26 protein-coding genes are annotated in these 25191 nt (G+C 74.6%); 11 read left to right on the top strand and 15 right to left on the bottom strand.

Translation table 11 applies throughout. The features are described from left to right. Positions 1 to 50: 50 nt before the first annotated feature. A complete protein-coding gene (locus tag ACN265_RS07185) occupies positions 51 to 404 on the top strand; it encodes a DUF2203 domain-containing protein (protein ID WP_145921023.1) in 354 nt (117 codons plus the stop codon). 142 nt (positions 405 to 546) lie between these two features. Here ACN265_RS07185 and ACN265_RS07190 read toward each other — a convergent pair whose 3' ends face one another. Genes ACN265_RS07190 through ACN265_RS07200 form a run of 3 tightly spaced genes read right to left on the bottom strand, consistent with a single transcriptional unit; the run spans position 547 to position 3110 of the window. Further along, positions 547 to 1494, bottom strand: a complete 948-nt coding sequence (locus tag ACN265_RS07190) for a threonine ammonia-lyase (RefSeq protein ID WP_421406466.1) — start codon at positions 1492 to 1494, stop codon at positions 547 to 549. Between the two features lie 48 nt (positions 1495 to 1542). Then, positions 1543 to 2250, bottom strand: a complete 708-nt coding sequence (locus ACN265_RS07195; protein WP_421406467.1) for a class F sortase — start codon at positions 2248 to 2250, stop codon at positions 1543 to 1545. Continuing rightward, the gene (locus ACN265_RS07200) at positions 2247 to 3110 is read right to left on the bottom strand and encodes a DUF4397 domain-containing protein (protein ID WP_421406470.1); all 864 of its coding nucleotides are present in this window, start codon (positions 3108 to 3110) and stop codon (positions 2247 to 2249) included. Before ACN265_RS07200 ends, ACN265_RS07195 begins: the two co-directional genes overlap by 4 nt. A 148-nt stretch (positions 3111 to 3258) precedes the next feature. On the opposite strand from ACN265_RS07200, the gene ACN265_RS07205 reads away from it, so the two are divergent. Together ACN265_RS07205 and ACN265_RS07210 are read left to right on the top strand one after the other, a co-directional pair. Continuing rightward, on the top strand, positions 3259 to 3753 hold the full coding sequence (locus ACN265_RS07205) for a GNAT family N-acetyltransferase (protein ID WP_420118459.1): 495 nt from the start codon (positions 3259 to 3261) through the stop codon (positions 3751 to 3753). Positions 3754 to 3757: 4 nt separating this feature from the next. Then, on the top strand, positions 3758 to 4306 hold the full coding sequence (locus ACN265_RS07210; RefSeq protein WP_421406472.1) for a GNAT family N-acetyltransferase: 549 nt from the start codon (positions 3758 to 3760) through the stop codon (positions 4304 to 4306). Between the two features lie 71 nt (positions 4307 to 4377). Here ACN265_RS07210 and ACN265_RS07215 read toward each other — a convergent pair whose 3' ends face one another. Further along, positions 4378 to 5070, bottom strand: a complete 693-nt coding sequence (locus ACN265_RS07215; protein ID WP_204927800.1) for an NADPH-dependent F420 reductase — start codon at positions 5068 to 5070, stop codon at positions 4378 to 4380. A 227-nt stretch (positions 5071 to 5297) separates the two neighbouring features. Here ACN265_RS07215 and ACN265_RS07220 point away from each other — a divergent pair, with 227 nt between their 5' ends. Continuing rightward, a complete protein-coding gene (locus ACN265_RS07220; protein WP_204927799.1) occupies positions 5298 to 6101 on the top strand; it encodes an SGNH/GDSL hydrolase family protein in 804 nt (267 codons plus the stop codon). A 452-nt stretch (positions 6102 to 6553) separates the two neighbouring features. Here the strand turns inward: ACN265_RS07220 and ACN265_RS07225 are convergent, their stop codons facing one another. Next, positions 6554 to 7042 carry a glutathione peroxidase gene (locus ACN265_RS07225; protein WP_421406473.1) on the bottom strand — a complete coding sequence of 163 codons (489 nt, stop codon included), beginning with the start codon at positions 7040 to 7042 and terminating at the stop codon, positions 6554 to 6556. 426 nt (positions 7043 to 7468) lie between these two features. Between ACN265_RS07225 and ACN265_RS07230 the strand changes: the two genes are divergently transcribed. From ACN265_RS07230 to ACN265_RS07245, 4 genes are all read left to right on the top strand, one after another. After that, positions 7469 to 9091 (top strand): glycosyl hydrolase family 18 protein, encoded by a 1623-nt coding sequence (locus tag ACN265_RS07230; protein WP_204927797.1) that lies wholly within the window; start codon positions 7469 to 7471, stop codon positions 9089 to 9091. A gap of 197 nt (positions 9092 to 9288) precedes the next feature. Beyond that, positions 9289 to 9765, top strand: coding sequence for a hypothetical protein (locus ACN265_RS07235; protein ID WP_204927796.1), 477 nt, complete (start codon positions 9289 to 9291; stop codon positions 9763 to 9765). A 67-nt stretch (positions 9766 to 9832) separates the two neighbouring features. Then, entirely contained in the window at positions 9833 to 11239 is a 1407-nt protein-coding gene (locus ACN265_RS07240; protein WP_357934795.1) for a class II 3-deoxy-7-phosphoheptulonate synthase, read from the top strand. A gap of 22 nt (positions 11240 to 11261) precedes the next feature. After that, positions 11262 to 12281, top strand: a complete 1020-nt coding sequence (locus tag ACN265_RS07245; protein ID WP_421411411.1) for a threonine aldolase family protein — start codon at positions 11262 to 11264, stop codon at positions 12279 to 12281. Positions 12282 to 12481: 200 nt separating this feature from the next. On the opposite strand, the gene ACN265_RS07250 is transcribed toward ACN265_RS07245, so the two are convergent. After that, entirely contained in the window at positions 12482 to 13342 is an 861-nt protein-coding gene (locus ACN265_RS07250; protein ID WP_421406475.1) for a deoxyribonuclease IV, read from the bottom strand. After that, positions 13339 to 15324, bottom strand: coding sequence for a Stk1 family PASTA domain-containing Ser/Thr kinase (gene pknB / locus ACN265_RS07255; RefSeq protein ID WP_421406476.1), 1986 nt, complete (start codon positions 15322 to 15324; stop codon positions 13339 to 13341). Before pknB ends, ACN265_RS07250 begins: the two co-directional genes overlap by 4 nt. Positions 15325 to 15467: 143 nt before the next feature. Here pknB and ACN265_RS07260 point away from each other — a divergent pair, with 143 nt between their 5' ends. After that, positions 15468 to 15857: an Rv2175c family DNA-binding protein gene (locus ACN265_RS07260; protein ID WP_088643009.1), complete on the top strand. Its 390-nt coding sequence runs from the start codon at positions 15468 to 15470 to the stop codon at positions 15855 to 15857. A 206-nt stretch (positions 15858 to 16063) separates the two neighbouring features. Here ACN265_RS07260 and ACN265_RS07265 read toward each other — a convergent pair whose 3' ends face one another. Together ACN265_RS07265 and ACN265_RS07270 are read right to left on the bottom strand one after the other, a co-directional pair. Next, entirely contained in the window at positions 16064 to 17146 is a 1083-nt protein-coding gene (locus tag ACN265_RS07265; RefSeq protein ID WP_204927792.1) for a polyprenyl synthetase family protein, read from the bottom strand. Between the two features lie 9 nt (positions 17147 to 17155). Then, positions 17156 to 17656, bottom strand: a complete 501-nt coding sequence (locus tag ACN265_RS07270) for a helix-turn-helix domain-containing protein (RefSeq protein WP_421406478.1) — start codon at positions 17654 to 17656, stop codon at positions 17156 to 17158. A 246-nt stretch (positions 17657 to 17902) separates the two neighbouring features. Here ACN265_RS07270 and metF point away from each other — a divergent pair, with 246 nt between their 5' ends. Then, positions 17903 to 18820, top strand: a complete 918-nt coding sequence (metF, locus tag ACN265_RS07275; protein WP_420117092.1) for a methylenetetrahydrofolate reductase [NAD(P)H] — start codon at positions 17903 to 17905, stop codon at positions 18818 to 18820. Positions 18821 to 18864: 44 nt separating this feature from the next. Continuing rightward, positions 18865 to 19554: a CDP-alcohol phosphatidyltransferase family protein gene (locus ACN265_RS07280; RefSeq protein ID WP_204927790.1), complete on the top strand. Its 690-nt coding sequence runs from the start codon at positions 18865 to 18867 to the stop codon at positions 19552 to 19554. Between the two features lie 243 nt (positions 19555 to 19797). On the opposite strand, the gene ACN265_RS07285 is transcribed toward ACN265_RS07280, so the two are convergent. The 6 genes from ACN265_RS07285 to ACN265_RS07310 all read right to left on the bottom strand — a co-directional run bounded on the left by ACN265_RS07285 (position 19798) and on the right by ACN265_RS07310 (position 25176). Then, on the bottom strand, positions 19798 to 21285 hold the full coding sequence (locus ACN265_RS07285; RefSeq protein ID WP_421406479.1) for a phytoene desaturase family protein: 1488 nt from the start codon (positions 21283 to 21285) through the stop codon (positions 19798 to 19800). Between the two features lie 9 nt (positions 21286 to 21294). Further along, complete coding sequence (locus ACN265_RS07290; protein WP_421406480.1) at positions 21295 to 22425, bottom strand: glycosyltransferase; 1131 nt, start codon at positions 22423 to 22425, stop codon at positions 21295 to 21297. Positions 22426 to 22519: 94 nt separating this feature from the next. Next, positions 22520 to 23395: a carotenoid biosynthesis protein gene (locus ACN265_RS07295; RefSeq protein ID WP_421406482.1), complete on the bottom strand. Its 876-nt coding sequence runs from the start codon at positions 23393 to 23395 to the stop codon at positions 22520 to 22522. Next, complete coding sequence (locus ACN265_RS07300; RefSeq protein WP_421406485.1) at positions 23392 to 23961, bottom strand: GNAT family N-acetyltransferase; 570 nt, start codon at positions 23959 to 23961, stop codon at positions 23392 to 23394. Before ACN265_RS07300 ends, ACN265_RS07295 begins: the two co-directional genes overlap by 4 nt. 10 nt (positions 23962 to 23971) lie before the next feature. Further along, a complete protein-coding gene (locus tag ACN265_RS07305) occupies positions 23972 to 24691 on the bottom strand; it encodes a monooxygenase (protein ID WP_420117087.1) in 720 nt (239 codons plus the stop codon). After that, a complete protein-coding gene (locus tag ACN265_RS07310; protein ID WP_421406487.1) occupies positions 24688 to 25176 on the bottom strand; it encodes a YbaK/EbsC family protein in 489 nt (162 codons plus the stop codon). The genes ACN265_RS07305 and ACN265_RS07310 overlap by 4 nt, the downstream gene beginning before the upstream one ends. Positions 25177 to 25191 lie beyond the last annotated feature (15 nt).

The raw sequence follows: 25191 nt of genomic DNA on the forward strand, positions 1-25191 counted from the left end.
AGCCGGCGGACGGGTCGGTGTGGATCACGCGGGTGCCCCATACTGGCCCCGTGTTCACTCTCGCCCAGGCGCGGTACCTGGTCGCCACCCTGCACCCCCGCATCGACGAGCTGATCGGCATCCGGGCCGACCTGGCCGAGCTGCGGGCCGACCTGGCCGGCCCGGGGATGTCGGCGCTGGGCGGCCGGGCCGAGGTCAAGGCCCTGGAGGCCCGGCTGCACGGCGTGCTGGAGGAGCTGAACTCGCACGACATCCAGGTCAAGGGGATCGCCCCGGTGCTACTCGACTTCCCCGGCGAGCACGAGGGCCGGGCGGTGCTCTGGTGCTGGCTGGAGGGTGACCCCGACGTGCGCTGGTACCACCGCGTCGAGTGCGGCTTCGCCGGCCGCCGCCCCATCCGCTAACCCCACCCCACCCGCCACCACCCCTCCGCGTCGATCATGGAGTTGTGGTGGGCGCGAAAGGGTATACATCCCCGCGAATGTGGCACCACAACTCCAAGATCGCGCGCGCGATGGAGCGGGGCGAGCGCAGGGCGGGGCGGGGTCAGCGCATGGTGGCGAGCATGGTGGGGGAGATGTTGCCGCCGCTGAGGACCAGGATCGTCCGGGTGCCGGGGGCGGCGGTGACCCGGCCGGTGCGCAGTGCGGCGAGGGTGACCGCCGCCGCCGGTTCGAGCAGCAGCCTGGTGGCGGCCATCAGGTCCCACCAGGCGGCCCGGATGTCCGCCTCGGTGACCTCCACCAGGTCGTCCACCAGCTCCCGGACGTGGGCCAGGGTGAGCCGGCCGGCGAACGGGGCGGCCAGCCCGTCGGCCATCGAGACCGGCCGGGTCGCCGGGGCATCGCCGCCGGTGCGCAGCGCGTGGCCGACGACGTTGGCGGTGGCCGGCTCGACACCGACGATCCGGGCGGTCGGCACGGCATCGCGTACGGCGGCTGCCACCCCGCTGATCAGTCCGCCGCCGCCGACCGGGACCAGCACCAGGCCCGGCGGTGGACCGTCGGCCAGCAGTTCCCGTCCCAGGGTGGCCTGGCCGGCGATGACGTCCGGGTCGTCGAACGGCGGCAGCAGGTGGTAGCCGCGTTCGGCGGTGATCTCCTCGCAGGTGGCGAGCAGGTCGTCGGTGAGCACGACCTCCCCACCCCACCGGCGGACCGCTTCGATCTTGGTGGGTACCGCGTGCGGGGGCATGCAGACGACGGTGGGCAGGCCGAACGCACGTCCGGCGAAGGCCACCGCCATGGCGTGGTTGCCGGCCGAGAAGGCGGTCAGCCCGGTGGGCGTCGCCTGCCGTTCGGCCAGGGCGAGCAGCGCGTTCAGCGCGCCCCGGACCTTGAAGCTGCCGGTGTGCTGGAGGTTCTCCGCCTTCACCGCGACGTCGAGCGCGAACTCGTCGCCGAGTTGCGGGCAGGGCAGGAGCGGGGTCCGGACGATCCGCCCGGCGAGCCGGCGTTCGGCGGCCGTGACGTCGTCCACGCTGGTCAGTCGCACTGCCGGAGCCTAGCGGGCGGGGCGTGCGGGGCCGTGCCGGTGGGCGGGTCAGCCGGCCGCGGAGCGGGGGAGGGGGTCGACCGGCGGGTCGGCGACGGCGAAGACCACCACGTTGTCCCGGTAGTGGCCGACGCGCCTGTCGAAGTCGCCCCCGCAGGTGATCAGCCGCAGTTCCGGGCCGGGCGTCGGGCCGTACACGGTGGCGGTGGGGAAGGCGTCCTTGGGCGTCCGCAACGTGCCGGTGACCCGGAACGTCACCCGGCGGTCGTCCCGCCACACCTCGATCCGGTCGCCGGGGCGCAACTCGCCGAGCCGGGCGAAGACGGCCGGGCCGCGCCGCGAGTCCAGGTGACCGGCGATCACCGCCGGTCCCGGGTCACCCGGCGCCGGGCCGCCGCCGTACCAGCCGGCCCGGGTGAAGTCCGCCGGGGGGACCAGGGTGCCGGCCCCGTCCAGCCCGAGGGCGGTGAGCGGGGAGTCGACGCCGATCCGCGCGACGCGTACCCGGGTGGGGAGGGCCGGGGTGGCGCGGGGGGTGCCGGCCCCGGTGGCGCAACCGGTCCCGCAGCCGGGCTGCCAGGCCCCGGCCACCGCGACCGGCCGGGGTGCTCCGCCCGGCCCGCCGAGGCCGGTGGCGGCGGCCAGCGCGACGCCGGCACCGGCGGCGAGGCAGCACGCCGCGCCGGCCGCGACCAGGACGGTGGCCGGCGCGGGCCGGGCGCGGTGCCGGCGGATCGCGAAGCCGGGCCGGCTCACCAGACCGGCCGCCGCCGACGCCGCACCAGCACCGTCGTGCCTACCACCACGGCCCCCGCGAGCACCCCGCCGGCCATCATCGGGTACGCCCCGAGCCCACTCGTGGCCAGCCCGCCGGCCCCCGCCGGCACCCCGCCCGCCGGTGCGGTCCCGCCGCCCCGGGCGTCCTCGCGCAACTCGACCGTCAACCCGCCCCGCTTGCCGTCGAGCACCAGCAGCGAGTAGACCCGTCCCCCGGTGAGGGTCACCTCGACGTCGGTGCCCGGCCCGCCGCCGCCACCGAGGCGCAGCCGCCAACGCCCCGGCTCGACCTGCCGGTAGTCGGTGGTGGTGGCGAACCGGACGGCGTCGGCGATGGTCGGCCCGTCGTCGGCGGCCACGTCGACCACCGGGGCGCGTACGGACGCCTGGACGACCCGCACCTTCGCCCGGCCGGCCGCCGGGGCGCTCAGGTCGTCGGCGAGCACCCGCAGGCCGAGGTCGGCGTACCGGCCCACCCCGGCCACCGTGTACGCCTCACCCGCGCGCAGGGCCACCTCGGTGGTGAGCACCGGTGGCTCGCTGGCCGGGGCGCCGGCCTGCCGCATCGCCACCGCGTACCGGCCGACGGCCAGCGGCAGGTAACGGGAGACGACGCCGTAGCCGACGGCGGGGAAGACCTGCGGCGTCGCCGCGCCCGGGGCGGAGAGGTAGACGTCCACGGCCGGGGTGTCGGGGGAGAGGTGGGCGAGCCGGACGTAGCCGACGTCGCCGGCCGCCGCCCCGGCCGGCGTGCCGCCGAGCGGGGCCAGTGCGGTGCCGAGCAGGAGCGTGCCGGCGGCGGCGAGCAGCCGGCGCGGCGCGGTACGGAGCTGGGGCATCTCGCCTCCGGAGGTGGTGTCGGTGCCGACCCCCAGCGTCCCGTGGACGGGACCCGGCCGCAAGTTGGTCGATCGTCGTGTACCCGTCGTTCCCGATCACCGTGGTGCGGTCCGGAGGCCGGTGCCCGCCATCCGGTACCGTCCGTTCGTGATCAACGTTCGACGGGCCGTGGTCGCCGACGCCGGTGAGATCGTCCGCCTGCGTGGGGTGATGCTGGCCGACATCGACCAGATGGCCCCCGCGCCGGGGCCCTGGCAGCAGGCGGCCCGGGAGGTGCTGCACCGGCGGCTGGCCGAGCCGGCCGACCTGATGGCGGTCTTCGTCGTCGACGCCCCCGACCGGCCCGGTGCCCTGGCGGCCTGCGCGACCGGGACCATCGAGCAGCGCCTCGGCGGCCCCGGCAACCCCGACGGCCTGACCGGGTACGTGTTCAACGTGGTCACCGAGCCGGTGCACCGTCGGCGCGGCTACTCCCGGGCCTGCCTGGAGGCGTTGCTCGACTGGTACCGGCAGCGCGGGGTCGGCAAGATCGACCTGCGGGCCTCGCCCCAGGGTGAACCGCTCTACCGGTCGCTGGGGTTCGTGCCCACCATCGGGCCGACGCTGCGGCTGAGCCTGCCCGTCGCACACCGGAGGAACTGAAACGATGTTCGCGCTGCCGTTGACCGGGGACGCCGAGCTCCGCCCGCTCCCACCGTGGCAGGCCGAGGAGTTCCTGGCCCACCTGGACCGGGCCCGGGAACACATCGCCCCGTGGGTGGGTGCGTCCTTCGTGGCCACCGACCTGGAGTCGGCCCGCCGGGTGCTGCGTCGTTCCGCCGACAAGTGGGCCGACGACGCCGGGGGCATCTGGGGGATCTGGCTCGACGGCACCCTGGTCGGCGGGGTGCTGTTCGTGTCGTTCAGCACCGCGACCGGGGTGGCCGAGGCCGGCTGCTGGCTGGAGCCGGCCGCCGAGGGCCGGGGACTGGTCACCCGGGCGGCGACCCGGATCGTGGACTGGGCGATCCGGGAACGCGGCATCCACCGCGTCGAGTGGCGGACCAGCGTCGGCAACGTCCGCAGCATCGCGGTGGCCCGGCGGCTCGGCATGCGGCACGAGGGCACGCTGCGTCAGGTCGCCCGGGGGCCGGCCGGCCGGGTGGACATGGAGGTGTGGGCGGTACTGGCCGACGAGTGGCAGGCTCCTCGCTGAGCACGGCGTCCCGCCCGCCGGGCGGGACGGGCCTCACGGCTGCCGTCCCGCCCGGCGCGGTGGGGCGTCGGTCAGGCGTCGGCGTAGCGGCGGGCGGCGGCCAGGGCGTCCCGCAGCCGCTGCGCGTCGGTCGGCAGGCCCGGCTGCTCGAAGCCCGCCGCCGGATCGGCCGTGTAGAAGACGCCGTACGCGGTGGTGTCCCGCTGGAACCGCCAGCCCTCGGCCAGCGGCCCCACGTCGACCGCGTCGTACCCGACGGAGTCGATGAACGCGGTGACCTCGGCCTTGGCCGCCTCGTCGTCCCCGGCGACCGGCAGCGAGGTGCGGTCGGCGGCCCCCGCCGGGCGGGCCAGGGCGAGCAGGTGCTTGAAGTAGATGTTGTTGAAGGCCTTGACCACCCGCGACTCCGGCAGGTGCCGCTGGAGCAGTTCGCTGGTGGTGGTCGACTCGTCGTCCAGCTCCGGGAAGCTGCCGTCGCGCTCCGGGTAGTAGTTGTTGGTGTCGATGACGGTCTTGCCGGCGAGCGGCGCGGCCGGCACGTCCCGGTAGGCCCGCAGCGGGATGGTGACCACCACCAGGTCACCCGCTGCCGCCGCCTCGTCCGGGGTGGCCGCCCGGGCCCGTATGCCCAGCTCGTCGACCAGGTCCTTGAGCGTCTCCGGACCGCGCGAGTTGCTGAGCACCACGTCGTGGCCGGCGGTGACCGCCAGCCGGGCCAGGGTGCTGCCGATGTTGCCGCTGCCGATGAGTCCCACAGTTGTCATGCCGGTGACCAACCGTCCTGGTTGGATGCGTATTCCCGACCTGATCGACGGGTTATGCGGGTGGATGTCGACCGTCCACGTCGGCCGGACGGGTCGGCCGCGCGTCGGGGACGTCGCGCGTCGGTGAACCCCTAGTCACCCCTGTTGCCCATCGATAATCTTCCGTAAACACGTGATAGAGTGATATCTATCTCCCACCACCACTTCCTCACCCCCAGGAGTGCGACGTGCGGAGATCCCGACTCGTGACCCTCGCCGTGAGTCTCGCGGCGTCCATCGGCGTGACCCTCGGCGCGGCGGTGCCCGTCCAGGCCGCCCCCACCGACCGGTACGTGGCCCTCGGCGACTCGTACGCCTCCGGTGTCGGCGCCGGCAGTTACACCTCCGAGAGCGGATCCTGTCAGCGCAGCACCAACGCGTACCCGGCGCTGTACAACACCAACATCAAGCCGGCGTCGTACAAGTCGGTGGCCTGCTCCGGCGCGACCACCACCGACGTGGTCAACAACCAGCTCTCCGCGCTGACCTCGACCACCACCCTGGTCAGCGTCACCATCGGCGGCAACGACGTCGGGTTCACCACGATCATGTCGACCTGCGTGCTGCAGGGGGAGACCCAGTGCGTCGCGGCCGTGCAGGCCGCCGAGAACAAGGCCCGCGCGGAACTGCCCGCCAAGCTCGCCACCGTCTACAACGGGATCAAGACCCGCGCCCCGTCGGCCCGGGTGGTGGTCGTCGGCTACCCGGTCTTCTACCAGCTCGGCACGGTCTGCGTGGGGCTCAGCGCGAACTCCCGCGCGAAGATCAACGAAGGCATCAACCTGATCGACGACATCACCCGCACCGCCGCGACCTCCGCCGGCTTCACGTTCGCCGACGTACGGTCCATCTTCGTCGGTCACCAGCTGTGCAGCTACGGCGAGAAGTGGCTGCACGCGTTGAACTTCGCCAACCTCGGCGTCTCGTACCACCCGACGGCGGCCGGCCAGTCCGGCGGCTACTACCCGGTCTTCCGGTCCGCCGCCGGCTGACCTGAACCGCGTCCCGCCGGCTCCACCGTGACCGCGTCGCCCCGCCCGGGTCGGCGCGGTCACGGCCGTCGGGCGGGTCTGCGGCCTGCTGTCCGGCCGGGTCGGGTCCGCAGGTGTCCCTGTTGCGGGCTGCTCCCCGGACGCAGGTGCGCCGGCTTCCGAGCGTGGGTGGGCTGCCCGGTCGAGTGCCGCACGCCGGCCCACGTGCCGGTGTCGGTGCGGGTGCTTTCGAGCTGATGACGTTGACGACTCGCAGCCCGGTCCCCGGTCCCCGACGCCCGTCCGGGCCGGGTGGGTCGTCGTGATCGGTAGGCGATCACGTGGCGTGGGTGGTGGCGGGGCGGTCCACGTCGTGGGCGGGGCTCGGCGGGTGGGGCGCACCGGCCGAGGGTGGCTCAGCCGGGCACCGTCCCTCGGGACGGTGCCCGGCTCCGGAGGGTGGGGGCGCGCCGTCAGGCGGGGAGAACCTTCTCGACGGCGGCGCGCAGCTCGGCCGAGTCCGGCGTGACCGTCGGCGCGAACCGGGCGGCGACCGTGCCGTCCGGGGCGACCAGGAACTTCTCGAAGTTCCACCGGACGTCGCCGGTGTGCCCCTCGGCGTCGGGGGTGTCGACCAGCGCCGCGTAGAGGGGGTGGCGGGCCGGGCCGTTGACGTCGACCTTCTCGGTCAGCGGAAAGGTGACGCGATAGTTGACCTGGCAGAACTCGCCGATCTCGGCGGCCGTGCCGGGTTCCTGCCCGGCGAACTGGTTGCACGGTACGCCGAGCACCACCAGGCCCCGGTCGGCGTACTCGGCGGCCAGCTCCTGGAGGCCGGCGTACTGCGGGGTGAGGCCGCAGCGGGAGGCCACGTTGACCACCAGTAGCGCCCGACCCCGGTAGTCGGCCAGACCCACGGGTCCGCCGGTCAGCGCGTCGATCTCGATGTCGAAGACGGTCATCCCCTGAGGCTACGCGTGGTGCACGTCGCCCAAGCCGCCCCCGGGCCGTCCCCTGGGCCGCCCCCGCCTCGGGCCGCCGTCGCCCTAGGCCACCCCCCGCCCTGGGCCGCCAACCGTGCCGTCCGGGGGATGGAGGCCGGATGGGCTGGGTCGGGGCTGGCGGGGGTGACGGCCCGCACCTCGGAAGCCTGCCGTGGAGCTTCAAGATCACATTGCGATTTGAAGCACTCTCTCCAGCGTGTCGTCTGCATTTCGGCAATCTGATCATGGGGTGGGGTGGGTGGGGGTGCGCAGTCGGTCGAGCCGTCCCTCCCGCTCCGGGTCGGTGATGAATCGACGGATGCGCATCTTGACGAAGTGATGACGGTGTGAGTAGCGTCTCCCCATCGATTTGGAAAGTTTCCTAACTGTTTGAGGAGGCGCCTCATGAAGAGATCGCTCCGCCGCGCCCTCTGGGCCGGCGCCGTCATGGCGCTGACCGTGGCGGCGGTACCGGTGACCTCGGCGTTCGGCGCCGGAAGCGTCACCGCGACATTCGCCTCGGCCCAGGACTGGGGGACCGGCCACGAAGGGCGGGTCACCGTGGCCAACGGCTCCAGCGCCAGCGTCAGCACCTGGCGTATCGAGTTCGACCTGCCGTCCGGCACCACCATCAGCAGCTTCTGGGACGCCGACGTCACCAGCAGCGGCAACCACTACGTGGCGGTGAAGAAGAGCTGGGCCGGGCCGCTCGCCCCGGGGGCCAGCTTCAGCTGGGGCTACAACGGCACCGGGCCGTACAAGGCGCCGCTGAACTGCACGATCAACGGCGCGTCGTGCGGCGGCGGCACCCCGCCGCCCACCACGAAGCCGCCGACGACCCCGCCACCCACCACCGCCCCGCCGACGACCCCGCCCCCGACGACCCCGCCGCCCACCACCCCGCCGCCCAGCGGGGACAAGAAGGTCGTCGGCTACTTCGCCGAGTGGGGCGTCTACGGCCGCAACTACCACGTCAAGAACATCGCCACCAGCGGCTCCGCCGCCAAGCTCACCCACATCCTGTACGCCTTCGGCAACACCACCGGCGGCCGGTGCACGATCGGGGACAGCTACGCCGACTACGACAAGGCGTACACCGCGGCCGACAGCGTGGACGGCGTCGCCGACACCTGGGACCAGCCGCTGCGCGGCAGCTTCAACCAGCTGCGCAAGCTCAAGAAGATGTACCCGCACCTCAAGGTGATCTGGTCCTTCGGCGGCTGGACCTGGTCGGGTGGCTTCACCCAGGCCGCGCAGAACCCGGCCGCCTTCGCCGAGAGCTGCTACAACCTGGTCGAGGACCCGCGCTGGGCGGACGTCTTCGACGGCATCGACGTCGACTGGGAGTACCCCAACGCCTGCGGTCTGAGCTGCGACAGCAGCGGCCCGAACGCGTTCAAGAACGTGATCTCCGCGCTGCGGGCCAAGTTCGGCTCGTCGGCCCTGGTCACGGCCGCGATCACGGCCGACGGCAGCAACGGCGGCAAGATCGACGCCACCGACTACGCCGGTGCGGTGGGCAACCTCAACTGGCTGATGCCGATGACGTACGACTACTTCGGCGCGTTCAACGCCCAGGGTCCCACCGCCCCGCACTCGCCGCTCACCTCGTACACCGGGATTCCGCAGCAGGGCTTCAACTCCGACGCGGCGATCCAGAAGCTCAAGTCCAAGGGCGTACCGGCCAGCAAGCTGCTGCTCGGCATCGGCTTCTACGGTCGCGGCTGGACCGGGGTGACCCAGGCCGCCCCGGGTGGCACCGCCACCGGCGCGGCCCCCGGCACCTACGAGGCGGGCATCGAGGACTACAAGGTGCTGAAGAACACCTGCCCGGCCACCGGCACGATCGCCGGCACGGCGTACGCCAAGTGCGGCAGCAACTGGTGGAGCTACGACACGCCGGCCACCATCGGCGGCAAGATGACCTACGCGAAGAACCAGGGCCTCGGCGGCGCGTTCTTCTGGGAACTCTCCGGCGACACCGGCAACGGTGAGCTGATCGGCGCCATCAAGGGCGGCCTCGGCTGAGCCGAGCGCCCGACGCACCACCCGCGCGGGGAGGGACCGGCCACCGGTCCCTCCCCGTCCGGCTGTCCGGCCCGGTCGGCGGCGGCCCCACCGGGCGAAACGCCGACCGGCCGGGCCGGCGCGGCCGTGACGGGTTGCCACCGGACGGGTGCGGTGTGGCAGACTCGCCGCTCGGCATCCGTACCCAGGGAGGACGCATGGGCCGCAGGCTCCGCACCGCCGGCGTCGTACCGCTGGCCCTGTTGCCGTTCGCCCTACTGGGCTGCGGCCAGAACGGCGACGGCGAGGCCGACGGCGGGCCCAGCCGGGTGCCCGCCCAGGAGGCGTCGGCCAAGGCCCGGGAGCGGGTCCAGGCGTACCTCGACGCGATGGCCGCCAAGGACCCGGCCGCCGGCCGCAACCAGCTCTGCGCGACGATGCAGGAGGGTTTCGACGCCGCCGCGACCGGGCCGAACGGTGATTTCGCCGACCACTTCCAGGTGCCCGGGGCGACCATCACCGACATCCGCACCGGTGCCCGGGGGCAGGAGGTCAGCACCTCGGTGACCGTTTCGGTGGGGTCGAAGAAGGTCACCCGACCGCTGCTGTTCACCGTCACCCGCGATGGCGCGGACTGGTGCATCGCGGGCGAGGAACCCGGCGGGCACAGCCCCGCGCCCTCGCCGACCCCCTGACTCCCACCTTCCGGAACCCCGTACCTCGGGGGCGCGGCGTCCGGACCGTCGCCGTACGCTTTCTCCCATGCGCCATGAGTGGCATCAGCTGAGCTACCCCGCCGTGAGCAGCCCCGGGCTGCAGACCAGCCGCCCCACCGTCGACTCGGCCGAGGACGCCGCTCTCGGCCTCGACCGGTGGCGTGACCTGCCCCGTCAGCAGATCCCGCCGTGGTCCGACCCGGCCCAGGTCGCCGAGGTGTGCAAGGTGCTCGACACCGTGCCGTCGGTGGTCGCCCCCTACGAGGTGGACCAGCTCCGACGCAAGCTCGCCCTGGTCTGCGAGGGCAAGGCGTTCCTGCTCCAGGGCGGTGACTGCGCCGAGACCTTCGCCGACAACACCGAGAGCCACCTGCTGGCCAACGCCCGCACCCTGCTCCAGATGGCGATCGTGCTCACCTACGGCGCGTCCCTGCCGGTGGTGAAGGTGGCCCGGGTCGCCGGCCAGTACACCAAGCCCCGCTCGCTGCCGACCGACGCCCGGGGCCTGCCCGCCTACCGCGGCGACATGATCAACGCGCTGGAGGCCGACCCGGCCGCCCGGGTCGCCGACCCGCAGCGCATGATCCGGGCGTACGCGAACTCGGCCGCCGCGATGAACATGCTGCGCGCCTACCTGGCCGGCGGGCTGGCCGACCTGCACGCGGTGCACGACTGGAACAAGGGCTTCGTCAAGAACTCCCCGGCGGGGGAGCGCTACGAGGCGATCGCCCGGGAGATCGACCGGGCCATCGCGTTCATCCGGGCCTGCGGGATGACCGAGGACGACGCGTTGCGTACGGTCACCCTCTACTGCTCCCACGAGGCGCTGGCCCTGGAGTACGACCGGGCGCTGACCCGGGTCTCCGACCGCCGGGCGTACGGCCTGTCCGGGCACTTCCTGTGGGTCGGCGAGCGGACCCGGCAGCTCGACGGCGCGCACATCGACTTCATCTCCCGCATCGCCAACCCGATCGGGGTGAAGCTCGGCCCGACCACCAGCCCGGACGAGGCGATCGAGCTGTGCGAGAAGCTCAACCCGGACAACATCCCCGGCCGGCTGACCCTGATCAGCCGGATGGGCAACCACAAGGTCCGCGACGCGTTGCCGCCGATCGTGGCCAAGGTCACCGCCGCCGGGGCGAAGGTGGTGTGGCAGTGCGACCCGATGCACGGCAACACCCACGAATCCTCCAACGGTTACAAGACCCGGCACTTCGACCGGATCGTCGACGAGGTCCTCGGCTACTTCGAGGTGCACCGGGGGCTGGACACCCACCCGGGCGGCATCCACGTCGAGCTGACCGGCGAGGACGTCACCGAGTGCCTCGGCGGCGCCCAGGGCATCGAGGACCTCGACCTGCCCGGCCGGTACGAGACCGCCTGCGACCCCCGGCTGAACACCCAGCAGTCGCTGGAGCTGGCCTTCCTGGTGGCGGAGATGCTCCGTGGCTGACCCCACGGCGGGCGTCGGTCCGGTGGCCGACCTGCGTTCCGACACGGTGACCCGACCGACCGCCGGGATGCGGGAGGCGATGGCCGCCGCCGAGGTCGGCGACGACGTCTACGCCGAGGACCCGACGGTCAACGCGCTGGAGGCCGAGGTCGCCGCGCTGTTCGGGCACGAGGCGGCGCTCTTCGCCCCGACCGGGACGATGGCCAACCAGATCGCCCTGCAACTGGTCGTCCCGCCCGGTGACGAGCTGCTCTGCGACGCCGACGCGCACGTGGTGACGTACGAGGTCGGCGCGGCTGCGGCGTACGGTGCGATCTCCACGCGGACCTGGCCGACCCTCGGCGCCGACCTGGACCCGGGCGTGGTGGAGGCGATGATCCGGCCGGACGGCTACTTCGCGGTGCCGACCCGGGCGATCGCCGTGGAACAGACCCACAACCGGGGCGGTGGTGGGGTGATCCCGCTGGCGACCCTGCGGGAGCTACGTCGCGTCGCCGACACCGCCGGCCTCGCCCTGCACTGCGACGGCGCCCGGATCTGGCACGCGCACGTCGCCGACGGGGTGCCGCTGCACGATTACGGCGCGCTGTTCGACACCCTGTCGGTCTGTCTCTCCAAGGGTCTCGGCGCGCCGGTCGGCTCGCTGGTCGTGGGCAGTGCCGCGCGGATCGACCGGGCCCGGTTCCTGCGCAAGCGGATGGGCGGCGGGATGCGGCAGGTCGGGGTGCTCGCCGCCGCCGGCCGGTACGCCCTGGCCCACCACCTAGACCGGCTCGCCGACGACCACGTCCGGGCCGCCCGGCTCGCCGAGGCGCTCGCCCCGTGTGGGGTGCTCGCCGGCCCGGTACGCACCAACATCGTGCCGTTGGACCTGACCGGGCACCGGCTCGACGCGCGGGCCCTGGCCACCGCCGCCCGCGCCGAGGGGGTGCTGCTGTCGGTGCTCGGCCCCCGCACCGCCCGCCTGGTCACCCACCTCGACGTCGACGACGCCGCCATCGACCACGCCGCCAAGATCCTCCCTGACCTCCTCACCCCCTGACCCCCCACCGGCACCGCCCGCGCCCTCCGCGCCTTCCCCGCCTTCCGGTGTTGATCAAGAGATTCGCGTCAGCCTGGAGATCACATCTGACGCGAACCTCTTGATCACCGCGCGAACCTCTTGATCAGCGGGGGCGTCGAGCCAGGGCGTCGAGCGGGCGGCGTCGAGTGGGGGAGGGGTGCCGGCGGAGAGGACGGCCGTCAGGGGTGAAGGCGGGTGAGGGTGGCTATGTCGGCGGCGTGGCCCTCGTGCTTCTCGGTGGGGGTTTCCACGACGACGGGGATGCCGGCGGTCGCCGGGTGGGCCATCAACTCGGCGAAGGCCGGCTCGCCGATGTTGCCCTTGCCGATGTTCTCGTGCCGGTCCCGGGTCGAACCGCACAGGTCCTTGGAGTCGTTGGCGTGGATCAGCTTGAGCCGGTCCGCCCCGACCGTGGCGACCAGGGTGTCCAGGGTCGCCGTCATGCCGCCCGCCACGGCCAGGTCGTGCCCGGCCGCCCAGGCGTGGCACGTGTCGAAGCAGACGCCCAGCCCCGGGTGCCTGTCGACCGCGTCCAGGTAGGGGCCGAGGTGCTCCACCCGCGAGGCCAGTGACCGGCCGCCACCGGCGCTCGGCTCCACCAGCAGCAACGGACCGCCGCTGGCCGTGGTCTCGTCGAGCAGCGGCAGCAGCGCCTCGCGTACCTGTCGCATGGCGGTCTCGGCGTAGCCGGCGTCGACCGCGCTGCCGGCGTGGAACACCACGCCCCGCGCCCCGATCGCCCGCCCCCGGCGCAGCGCGTGCGCCAGCGTCTGCGTCGACTTCTCCACCGTCGCCGCCGTGGGCGAACCGAGGTTGACCAGCAGCGACGCGTGGATGTAGACCGGTACGCCCCGGGCGGCGCAGCCCTCGGCGAACAGCGCGTCCTGGGCGGGGTCGCCGGGCGGCAGCGCCCAGCCCCGCGAGTTGGAGACGTAGACCTGCACCACCCGGGAGCCGGTCGCGTCCACGTACGGCAGGGCCGCCCTGGCCAGCCCACCCGAGGTCGGGGTGTGCGAGCCGACCGGCCGGTGGCCGCTCACAGGCAGCCCAGGGTGACCGGGGTGCCCGGTGGCACCTGCGAATTCTCGCCCGGGTTCTGGAACCGGACGATGCCGTTGGGGTTGAACTGCACGTTCACCGTGAACCCGGCCCCCTCCAACTGCTGCTTGGCCTGCTGGCAGGGCAGGTCGACCACCCGGGGTACGGTCACCTGCGGCGGGCCCTTGCTGACATCCAGCTTGACCTTGGTGCCCTTCTCCACACCCGCGCCGTCGGCCGGGCTCTGCCCGAGGACCTCGTCGCGCGGCTTGTCGGACTCCTTGTACGTCTCGACCAGCTCCAGGCCGAGCCGGGACAGGGCGGTGCGGGCGTCGGTGAGGCTCTTGCCGACCAGGTCGGGCACCGTGATCGGGGCGCGGCCCCGGCTCAGGATGACCGTCACCTTGGTGCCCGGCTTCACCTCGGTGCCCACCTTCGGGTTGGTGTCCACCACCACCCCGGCCGGCAGGTTGTCGTCGTAGCGGGGCGTGCCCTTGGCGACCACCAGTTTCGCGCTGGTCAGGTCGGCCTCGGCCAGGTCGAACTCCTTGCCGACGACGTCCGGCAGCGGAAACCGCTCCGGGCCCAGGGAGAGGGTCAGCGTGATGGTGCCACCCTTGAGGATCTTGGCAGCCGAGCCCGGGTCCTGGGTGATCACCCCGTCGCGGGGCACCTTCTCGTCGTAGCGCGGCGTGGCGAAGGCGACCTGGAAACCCGCCCGGTCCGCCTGCGCCTGCGCGTCGGCCCGGCTCAGGTTCACCAGCTGCGGCGCGACCGTGTACCGGCCCACCCCCACCCACCAGCCGCCCATCGCGGCGAGCAGGCCGACCACCACCACGGCCGCCGCGACCGACAGCCGCCCGCGCGGGGTGCCCATCACCCGGGTACGCAGCTCCGCCAGGCGGGATCCCAGGCCGGCGCTCTCGGCGGCCCGCCGCCGGTGCGGGCGCTGCGGGGCGGCCGGCTCGGGCAGCCGGGCCCAGGTCGGCCGGGTCGCCGGGCTGACCGCCGCGACCACCATCGTCGGCTCGGCCACCACCGGCAGCTCCCCGGCCACCCGGCCCAGCACGGCGGTGTGCGCGTTCGGGTTGCCCAGGTCGTCCCGGGCCACCTGCACCTCGGCCAGCAGGGCGCCCGCGTCGGCCGGCCGGGCGCCCGGGTCCCGCCGGGTCGCCCGCGCGACCAGTTCGTCGAGCACCCGGGGCAGGCCGGGCACCAGGACCGAGGGAGCCGGGACGTCCTTGTCGACGTGCTGCCAGGCCACGTCGACCGGGCGGTCCCCGTCGTACGGCACCCGGCCGGTGAGCATCTCGAACAGCACGATGCCCGCCGAGTAGACGTCGGTGCGCGGGTCGGCGCGTCCGTCGGTGACCAGCTCCGGCGCCACGTACGCGACGGTCGCCATCAGCTGGTTGCCGTCGCCCTCCTCGGCGCTTGCCTCCACCGCCCGGGCCAGGCCGAAGTCGGCGACCTTGACCACACTGTCGACCAGGTTGGCCACCCCGCCGGTGGGCGCCTCGGCCACCAGCACGTTCTCCGGCTTGACGTCGCGGTGGACCAGCCCGGCCCGGTGCGCGGCGGCGATCGCGGCGAGCATCTGCTCCATGATCGCCAGTGCCTCGTCGGGGTTGAGCCGGCGGCGTTCGGCCAGCACCTCGCGCAGGGTGCGGCCCCGGACGTACTCCATCACCAGGTAGGGCAGCCCCTGGTGGGTGCCCTGGTCGTAGACGGCGACCACGTTGGGGTGGGTCAGCCGGGCGATGGCCTTGGCCTCGTCGGTGAACCGGTCCGGGAAGCCCGCCAGCCGGGACCGCGCCTCCGCGGCCTGGGACGGGTGGATGATCTTCACCGCGACGGTACGCTCCAGGCGCTCGTCGGTGGCGGTGTACACGGTCGCCATGCCGCCACGGGCCACGCGACCGCGTATGCGGTAGCGCCCGTCGAGCAGCGAGCCCAGCAACGTGTCGGCGACCTGTATGTCCATCGGCAGGGAGTCTATGTGTCCTGAGGGTGAAGGTTGAACAGGATGCTACAGCCGGGGTCGGTGCCGGTCGGTCCCGCCGCGCTCGCCCCGGCCCGACGGGGTGCCGCTGCACGGGCGGCCGGGCGACGTGGCAGGGTGGTCCGGTGACCGAACCCGTACCCGCCGACCAGTCCGCCGGCAGCGACCTCGGCGGCCCCAGCGACCCGGCCGCGTGGCTCACCCTCCCGGACGTCGCCGAGCGGCTCGACCTGTCGATCAGCAAGGTCCACCAGATGATCCGGGACCGCGAACTGCTCGCCGTCCGCCGCGACGGGGTGCGCCGGATCCCCGCCGACCTGGTCGCCAACAAGACGGTGCTCAAGCACCTGCCCGGCGTGCTCACCCTGCTCGCCGACGCCGGCTACGACGACGAGGCCGCCCTGCGCTGGCTCTACGAGCCCGACGACACCCTCTCCGGCGGCACGGGCGCGGCCACCCTCGGCGGCGACCACGCCCGCGAGGTCAAACGCCGCGCCCAGGCCCTGGGCTTCTGACCCCACTGCCACTCCTGCTCCCGCCGGCCCCCACCGTGCCGGCGGTCCGCCGCACCGCGTTGATCAAGAGGTTTCGGTCATCCCCGGGGACATCCGTGACGCAAACCTCTTGATCAACGCGCCCCAGCGACGGGCTCAAGCGACGCGCCCCCAGCGACGCGCCCCAGCGACGGGCTCGAGCGGAGGGCTCCAGCGGGGTGGGCGGGTCAGTCGGCGCGACGGGTGGCGGCGATGGCGAGGTCCACCAGGGCCTGCCGGGCCTCGGTGTCGAGGTCGACGCCGGCCAGGGCGGCCAGCGCGGCGTCGGTCAGGGTGACGATGCGCTGTTCGGTACGGGCCAGCGCGCCGGTGCCGGAGATCAGCTCACGGAGCCGGGTCACCCCGTCCCCGTCCAGCTCCGGATCGCCGAGCCGGCCGAGCAGCAGCTCCCGGCCGGCCTCGTCGGCGGCCTCCACCGCCGCCGCGACCAGGTAGGTGCGCTTGCCCTCGCGCAGGTCGTCCCCGGCCGGCTTGCCGGTCTGCGCCGGGTCGCCGAACACCCCGAGCACGTCATCGCGGAGCTGGAACGCCTCACCGAGCGGCAACCCGTACGCCGAGTAGGCGGTGCACACGTCGGCGGACGCGGCGGCGAGCGCGCCACCGAGCAGCAACGGCCGCTCGACGGTGTACTTGGCCGACTTGTACCGGGCCACCTTGCCCGCCCGGTCCAGCGACACCTCCCCGGTGGCCTGGGTCAGCACGTCCAGGTACTGCCCGACGGTGACCTCGCCGCGCATCTCGTCGAAGACCGGCCGGGCCCGCGCCACCGTGTGCGGGTCCAGCCCGGCGGAGTGCAGCAGCTCGTCGGACCAGACCAGGCAGAGGTCGCCGAGCAGGATCGCCGCCGCGTCGCCGAAGGCGTCCGGGTCGCCGCCCCACCCGTGGGCGCGGTGCCGGGTGGCGAACCGCCGGTGCACGGCGGGCTCACCGCGCCGGGTGTCGGAGCGATCCATCAGATCGTCGTGGATCAGGGCGCTGGCCTGGAAGAACTCCAGCGCCGCCAGGGCGGTCACCACCTGGTCGGCGTCCACCCCGCCGGCCCCCCGGAACCCCCAGTACGCGAACGCCGGGCGCAGCCGTTTGCCGCCGCCGAGCACGAACCCCTCGATGGTCTCGGCGATCGGCGTCAGGGCGTCGTCGATGCCGGCCATCCAGCTACGCCGGCCGGCCAGGAACTCGGTCAGCGCCTTGTCGACACGCTGCCGTAGGCCGGCACGGTCGACGGGGGAGACGGGAGCAGCGTGGGTCACGCCACGACGCTAGCCGGTCCCCACCTCCACCGCCTCACCAGCGCCTCGGCGCGTCACCCGGCCCGCTGCCCGCCCCGGGCGGACCGGACGGTCGGGGCGGGCAGCCGGACGGGACGGAGCGCGTCCGACGCCGGGCCGCCCCGACACCGCGCCGGCCCGGCGTCGCTCCGGTGGCGGGCCGGCCCCTGCGGACGCCGTTCGGCTCGGCCGCAGGCCGTTCGGCCCGGCGGCCCCGGTGCGGCGGTTCCGGCCCGGACCGGCCCGCCGGGCGCGGGACGACCCGGCGGACGGCGGCCCGATCGGGGCGTCGAGCACGACGGCGAGCTGCCGCCGCCAGCGGTCGCCCGGCACGCGTACCGAGCGTTCCCAGCGGGACACCTCGTGCCGGGTGAGGGTGGCCGTGCCGGCGGCGGCGCAGAGTTCGTCGGCGAGCCGCCGCTGGCTCCAGCCCCGGGCCAGCCGGAGCTGCGTGATCAGCGGCCCGAGCGGGCGGGGGTCGGACGGGGTCATCGGTCCTCCGGGGGATGTCGGCGCGGCCCGCCCGCCCGCGGGGCGGCCGACGTGCCACGGTCGCGTGCTGCCGACCCCCGCGCGTGACCCCGGGCGTCGGCCCCCACCGACGCCACCCGCGCACCCTCGTTCTACCCCCGGGGTACGACGTCGTCCGCAGCGGCGGCCGACGCCGGTTTCGGCGGGTGTCGATGCTCCGGTGGGAAGTGTGTGAGGGCGGGCGGCGTCGCCCGCTAGAGTCGTCACGTGGCGCTCGGTCTTCCCTCCGTCCTTCCCAATCCCCAGCCGGCGATCGGGGAGCTGATCCGCGACCGCCAGCCGACGTTCTCCTTCGAGTTCTTCCCGCCCAAGACGGCGCAGGGGGAGCGGCTGCTCTGGCAGGCGATCCGGGAGCTGGAGTCGTTGCGCCCGTCGTTCGTGTCGATCACCTACGGGGCCGGCGGCTCGACCCGGGACACCACGGTCGCGGTGACCGAACGGATCGCCACCGAGACCACCCTGCTGCCGATGGCCCACCTGACCGCCGTCAACCACTCCGTCGCCGAGCTGCGCAACGTGATCGGGCGGCTGGCCGGCGTGGGGGTGCGCAACGTGCTCGCCGTCCGGGGTGACCCGCCCGGCGATCCGGGTGGCGAGTGGGTCCGTCACCCCGAGGGCGTCGACTACGCCGAGGACCTGGTCCGGCTGGTCCGCGAGGCCGGCGACTTCAGCGTCGGGGTGGCCGCCTTCCCCTACAAGCACCCCCGCTCGGCCGACGTGGCCAGCGACACCGCGCACTTCGTCCGCAAGTGCCGGGCGGGTGCGGAGTTCGCCATCACCCAGATGTTCTTCGACGCCGACGACTACCTGCGGCTGCGCGACCGGGTGGCGGCGGCCGGCTGCGACACCCCGATCCTGGCCGGGGTGATGCCGGTGACCCAGATCGGCACCATCGAACGCTCGGTGCAGCTGTCCGGCGCGCCGTTCCCACCCGCGCTGGCCGCGCGGTTCGAACGGGTCGCCGACGACCCGGAGGCGGTCCGCCGGCTCGGCATCGAACAGGCCAGCGAGATGTGCGCCCGGCTGCTCGACGAGGGGGTGCCCGGCATCCACTTCATCACCCTCAACCGTTCTCCCGCGACCCGGGAGGTGTGGCGCAGCCTGCGGGCCGACGCCCGGGTGTGAACGCGCAGGCCCCGACACCTCGACCGCGCCGCGACGGTTGACCGATGGTGGGCACACAGCTGAAGTGGGACGAGTACGCGACCGCGTGGGCGCGGTTGCACGGCGGCTTCGACCCCCGGGTCGCCGCGCCGGTGGTCCGTGCCTGGCTGCGTTTCGCGTACCACGTCGGTTACGTGCTGGGTCGGCTGCGGGTGACCCCGACCGCGGTGACCGTCGGTGGGGTGCTGCTCTGCCTGTGCGTGCCGTTGTTCAGCGCCCGGTCGGGGCAGGGGCCGATCGTCGGCGCGCTGTTCGTGCTGCTCGCCTCGGTCGCCGACAGCGTCGACGGGGCGGTCGCGGTCGCCACCGGCCGGACCACCCGGCTCGGCTACGTCTACGACTCGGTCGCCGACCGGCTCGGTGAGATCGCCTGGCTGGCGGCGTTCTGGCTGGTCGGAGCGCCGGGTGCGCTGGTGGTCGCGGCCGGCGCGCTGTCCTGGCTGCACGAGTACGTGCGGGCCCGCGCGGTGGCCGCCGGGATGCGGGAGATCGGCGCGGTCACCGTGGGGGAGCGGCCCACCCGGGTCTGCGTCGCCCTGGTCGGGCTGCTGCTGGCCGGGCTGACCGGGCTGATCGACCTCGACCTGGCCGCCGGCACCATCACCATGGCCACCGCCGTCTGGGTGCTGCTGGCCGGCTTCGGCCTGGGGCAGTTGCTGTCCACCGTCCGCCGCGCCCTGCTCGACGCCGGCTGACCCGCCCGCCCCCGCCGCGGGCTCCCGCTCCCGCTCCCGCCCCCGCCTCCCGGCTCCTCGACGCCGGACCCGCCGCCACACTCCCGCCGCCTGGCCGGCGACGCGGCCGGGCGATGATCAACTCAATGTCGGCGAAACAGCGGCTTCCGAGACGCGGGACACCGCTGTTTCGCCGCAACAGCGGCCACCCGCCCTGGCCACCCGGCCACCCGGCCCGGCCCGGCGGGCCAGGCAGGGCTGGGTCTACCAGGCGGGGCCGATCTCGTCGGCGACGATCTGCGCCGACAGGGTGACCATGGGCAGGCCGCCGCCGGGGTGGGTGGAGCCGCCGACCAGCCACAACCCGCGTGCCGGGCCCCGGTTGGCCGGGCGGAGCAACCCACCGGCCGTGCCGTAGATCGACCCGCCGGGCGCGGCGGTCGCGGCGTCCAGGTCGGCGGGGGTGCGGGTCTCGCGGAACACCAGCCGGTCCCGCACGTCGACCCCGCGTGCGGCGAGCACGTCGAGGATCCGGTCGGCGTACGCGTCGGCGAGCCCCGGCCGACGCCAGTCGACGGCATCCGGGGCGGTGCCGTGGCGGGCGGCGTTGACCAGTACGAACCACGCCTCGTGCCCGGCCGGGCGGACCATCGGGTCGTCGGCCACGGTCACGAAGACCGTCGGGTCGGTCGCCGGTCGGGCCCGGATCCCCCGCCCGGGGTCGCCGAAGACGGCGTCGAACTCGGCGTCGTAGTCCTCGGGGAAGAAGACGTTGTGGTGGGCCAGCCCGGAGTCCCCGCGTACCCCGAGCAGCAGCACGAAACCGGCCAGGCTGCGGTCGGTGAGCGCGGCCAGCCGGCCCGGGTGCGGCAGCAGGTCCCGGTAGACGGTGAGCGCGTCGGCGTTGGCGACGACCACGTCGGCGGGGACGGGCGCGTGGACCCCGGCGAGGCGTACCCCGTGCACCCGGCCCCCGGCGGCGTCGATCCGGGTGACGGTCTCCCCGGTGCGGACCGTCACGCCCAGGTCCAGGCAGCGGGACAGCAGCGCGTCGGCCAGGGTGCCCAGCCCGCCGCGCAGGTACCAGCCACCGAAGGTCAGCTCGGCGTAGGGGACGGCGACCAGCGCGGCCGGGGCGCGGCGCGGGTCCGCGCCGGTGTAGGTGGCGTACCGGTCGAGCAGCATCCGCAGCCGGGGGTCGGACAGGTGGCTGCGGCCCAGCCCGCGCAGGGTGCGACCGGGCCCGATCGCGGCCAGGTCACCCAGCCGCCAGGCCAGCGCCGCCAGGTCGCGCGGCGAGTCGACGGCACGCCGCAGGATGTCCCGGTGCGACGCGGTCCACACCCGGGCGGCCCGCCGCCACAGCCGCCGCCAGTCGGCGGCGGCCCGGTCGCCGAGGGCGGCGCCGATGCGGGCGGCGAACTCGTCCGGGTCGGCACACGAGTCGAGGGCCGGCCCGCCGCCGGGGAAGACGTGCCGCACGATCGGGTCCAGCGGGGTCAGGTCGAGGTACTCGTCGAGCTTCGCGCCGGTGGCCTCGAACAGCTCGTGGAAGACCTGCGGCAGGGTGAGCAGGCTCGGCCCGGTGTCGAAGTGGAAGCTGCCCGCCGGGGTGTCGTGGACGTGCCGGCCGAGTTTGCCGCCGACGGTGTCGGACCGTTCGAAGACGGTCACCTCGTGCCCGCTGACGGCGAGCCGGGCGGCGGTGGCCAGCCCGCCCACGCCGGCGCCGATGACCACGATCCGCGCCATGCCGCCCTCCTAGCTGACCGGGCGGCCACGCCAGGACAGGCGACGCCGCTTCCGCAGATGGTACGACCGCAGGGTCAGCCAACCGAGCACCACGACCGAGCCGGGGTGGGCCAGCGCGTCGGGCCAGGCCCGGCCGCCGGTGGCGCGGGCGGCGACCACCCGCCCGGCGACTCCCGCCGCGTACCCGGTCAGGGCCAGCCCGGCGGCCGGCGGTGAACCCGCCACCAGCGCCGCCACCGCCAGCAGTGGCGGCGCGGTGTAGAGCAGCAGCAGCGCGGCGACCACGGCGGCTGCGGCACCCGGGTGGCCGAAGGTGGCCCAGAGCGACTTGGTGTAGCCGTCACGCAGCTGCGGCCAGGTCTCGTACATCCGGCAGGCGGCCAGCCGGGAGCCGTCGGCAAGCGCGATCCGGCCACCGGAGCGTTTCACCGCCCGGGCCAGCTCGATGTCCTCCAGCACCCGGTCGGCGACCGCGGCGTGCCCGCCGGCCCGCTCGTAGCCGGCCCGGTCCACCAGCAGGAACTGCCCACCGGCGGCGGCCAGCGACGGCCGCGGCGAGCGTTCCATCGCGCGCAGCGGCAGGAAGGTCAACCACAACCACTGCAACAGCGGCTGCACCAGCCGGTCACCCACCGTCCGCACCAGAATTTTCGGGTACGCCGACAGCAGCGTCGCCCGCGCGGCGCGTAGCTCGGTCACCGCAGCCGCGACCGCGTACGGGGTGAGCACCACGTCCGCGTCGACGAAGGCGTACACGGCGGCGTTCGGCCCGGCGTGCCCGGCGAGCTGGTGGCAGGCGTACGGCTTGCCCAGCCAGCCCGGTGGCGGGGTGACCCCGGTGCGCAGGGTGACCCGGGGGTCGTCGCCGGCGACCGCGCGGACCACCTCGGCGGTGCCGTCGGTCGAGCCGTCGTCGAGCACCACGATCCGTAGGTCGGGCACCCCCTGCTGGGCGAGCAGCGCGCGCAGGCACGGGGTGACCCGGTCGGCCTCGTCGCGCAGCGGCAGCAGCACCGCCACCGTCTCGTCGACCCCGACCGCCCCGTCGGCGGGCCGGCGCAGCCAGTACCGGGCGTTGACCCAGGTGTGCGCGGTCAGCGCGGTCACCGCGACGGCCAGCACGACCGCGACGACGGTCACCGCCACGCCCTGACCGACCCGGCCGGGCGCGGTCGTCGTCCCGGTGTCGGGTGCCGGCGCGGTGGCGGGGCGGGTCGACCGGGTCGGGTGCCGCTCATGCCGGTGTGTCGACGCCGGTGCGGGCCGGTGCCGGCCGGTCGGTGGGCCGGCGACGGGCACGCAGCAGGGTCACCGCCAGCGGCACCGCCACCACCGCCATGCCCACCGCGCCCCAGATCGCCGAGGCGGGCAGCCGGAGGAAGACGGCGTGCGCCAGCACGCTGGAGAAGTACGTCCACAGGTAGAGGGCGGACATCGGGGCGTCGCGGGAGTCGGTGACCGCGACGGCCGGCCCGGCCAGCGGGCGCAGCGCGCTCATCAGCAACACCGCGAAGAGCAGCCAGCCCAGGTAGTTGCTGACCGGGATGCCGGGCAGTCCGGGCAGCGCCGGGGTGGCGTCGCGCCACACCCAGTAGCCCTCGGCCACCATCTGCGGGTCGAGGAAGAGGTCCCAGCCGGCCAGCCCGACGGTGGCCAACGCCACCCGCCCGACGTGCCCTCCCGGGGTCAGGGTGCCGGGCGTCCGACCGCCGGGGGGCACGGTGCCGGGCGTCCGGCCGGCGGGCGTGGTCAGCCGGACGGCGGCCAGCCAGGCGGGCCAGGCCATCCAGGTCCAGGCCAGCGGGATGATCAACGGCACCCCGGCCAGCTTCGGCCCCAACTCCCCCGAGTAGTCGTAGCTGCCGAACGGGAAGCCCGTCGCCACCCCCAACGCCTCGATGGCGAACCCGCCGCCGGTGGCCACCGCGACCAGCGCCGCCGCCGTGCGGGGACCCCGGGTGAGCAGCGCATGCCCCACCGACAGCAGGTAGCCCAGCACGACCGTGGCGACGGTGAGCCGGGCCCGGGTGGCCCCGGTGGTGAGCGGGTAGCAGATCTGGATCAGCACCAGCAGGGCCAGCAGCAGCCACGGGACGTGCCGGCGGGTCACGACGCGGCCGGCCCGGACGTGTCGGGCCGGGGCAGCGGCAGGTCCCGGCCGAGCACCCCGAACGGTCGTTCGTCGCCGGGGAACCGGAAGTGCCGCAGCACGTCGACGAAGCCGAACCGCCGGTAGAGCCGCCAGGCCCGCGACGCCTGCTCGTCGGCCTCCGGGGTGGACAGCAGGGTGGTGCCGCCCTCGGCGATGCTGAGCAGGGCGGTGAGCTGCCGGGCGCCCAGTCCGTGCCCCTGCGCGGGCGGCCGGACGTGCAACTCGACCACCTCGAAGCAGTGGGTCAGCCAGCGCTGCCGGGCGTCCGGGTCCAGCGCCCGGTAGACCTGGTCGTGCCACCACTGTCCACCCGCGCCGAGGTAGCCGTATCCGAAGCCGGCCAGGTGGCCCTCGCTGGTGAGGCTGGCGACGGCGCGGAACCCGGGCCGGCGGGCGTGGGTGGCGATGTAGCCGCGTCGGGCCTCCAGCAGGTCGCTGCGGTAGCCCATCGCCTCCCCGTACACCGCGACCACGTCGTAGAGCCGCCGGACGAGATCCTCCGGCGTCCACCGCACCAACCTCATGCGCGTCCTCTCACGGTTGCGGATCACCGTCGGCGACCCAACCCAGCACCGACCGGTCACCGACCACTGCGCGCACCTCGAAGCGCGCGAACAACTCCTCCGCGTACCACCCCTCGGTGGGGGTGCGGGTGATCGCCGCGCGGTGCTCCGGGTGACGGTACGCGAAGGCCACGAGGTCCGTCGGGTCGCGCCACACGCTGACCGTGCCCTGCCAACCCAGCGGGGCCTCACCGACACCGAACCGGGCGAGCAGCCCCGGCGCGGCGTGCAGCGCGGCGGCGACCGGCGGGACGGCCCGCCAGAAGGTGAGCGCCCGGCGGGGACGCAACCGGGCCCGGGTCAGCGCCAGCACCGGCCCGTCGACCCGGCCGCCCGCCGGTTCGCCGAACGGCCGCCGGCCCGACCACTCGCCCCGGCTGGTCACCGGGCGCAGCTCCAGCCGGGCCGAGGCATGGGCGATCCGGGCCCAGGAGCGGCCGACCGGGGAGGCGTCGAAGCCGGCCGCCGCGGCGGGGGAGTCCCACACCACCAGCGCCGCCCACCGGGTCAGGTCGGCGTCCCCCGGGCCGAAGCCGGTGCCGGTCCCGGTGCCGAGCAGCTTGCCGAACCGTACGCCGGGGGTGTGCCGCAGCCGCCACGGATGCCGGGCCATCCGGGCCAACGCCCGCCCGACGGCGACCCGGGGCACCCGCCACACGTGCAGGGTGACCAGCTCCGGGGTGGTGTTCACGCCACCTCGGCGGGGGTGCCGCCGGTGATCCGCAGCAGCTCCGGGTAGGTGGTGGGGAAGACCGCCTGCGGTACGCCCCCGGCGGCCCACACCTGCGGGTGCCCGGCCAGGGCGGTGTCGACCAGGGTGCGCAGCGGCCCGGGGTGGCCGACCGGGGCGACCCCGCCGATCACCTGGCCGGTGTGCTCCCGGACGAAGTCGGGGGTGGCCCGGCGCAGGTGGGTCACCCCGAGCCAGGCGGCCAGGCCGGCGGTGTCGACCCGGTGCGCGCCGGAGGTGAGCACCAGCAGCGGCGTGCCGTCGGCGTCGAAGACCAGCGAGTTGGCGATCGCGCCGACGGTGACGCCGAGCGCGTCGGCCGCCGCGACGGCGGTGTGCGCCGCCGCGGGCAGCAGGCGGACCCGGCTGGCCGCACCGGAACCGTCCCGCGCGCCCGCCTCGTCGAGCGCCCGCTGCACCGCCTGCACGTTCGGGTGTGACTGCATGCGGCCCATTCTCCC

This window comes from Micromonospora sp. WMMD730 (assembly GCF_049178955.1).
In the GTDB taxonomy this organism is placed as follows: Bacteria; Actinomycetota; Actinomycetes; order Mycobacteriales; family Micromonosporaceae; genus Micromonospora; species Micromonospora wenchangensis.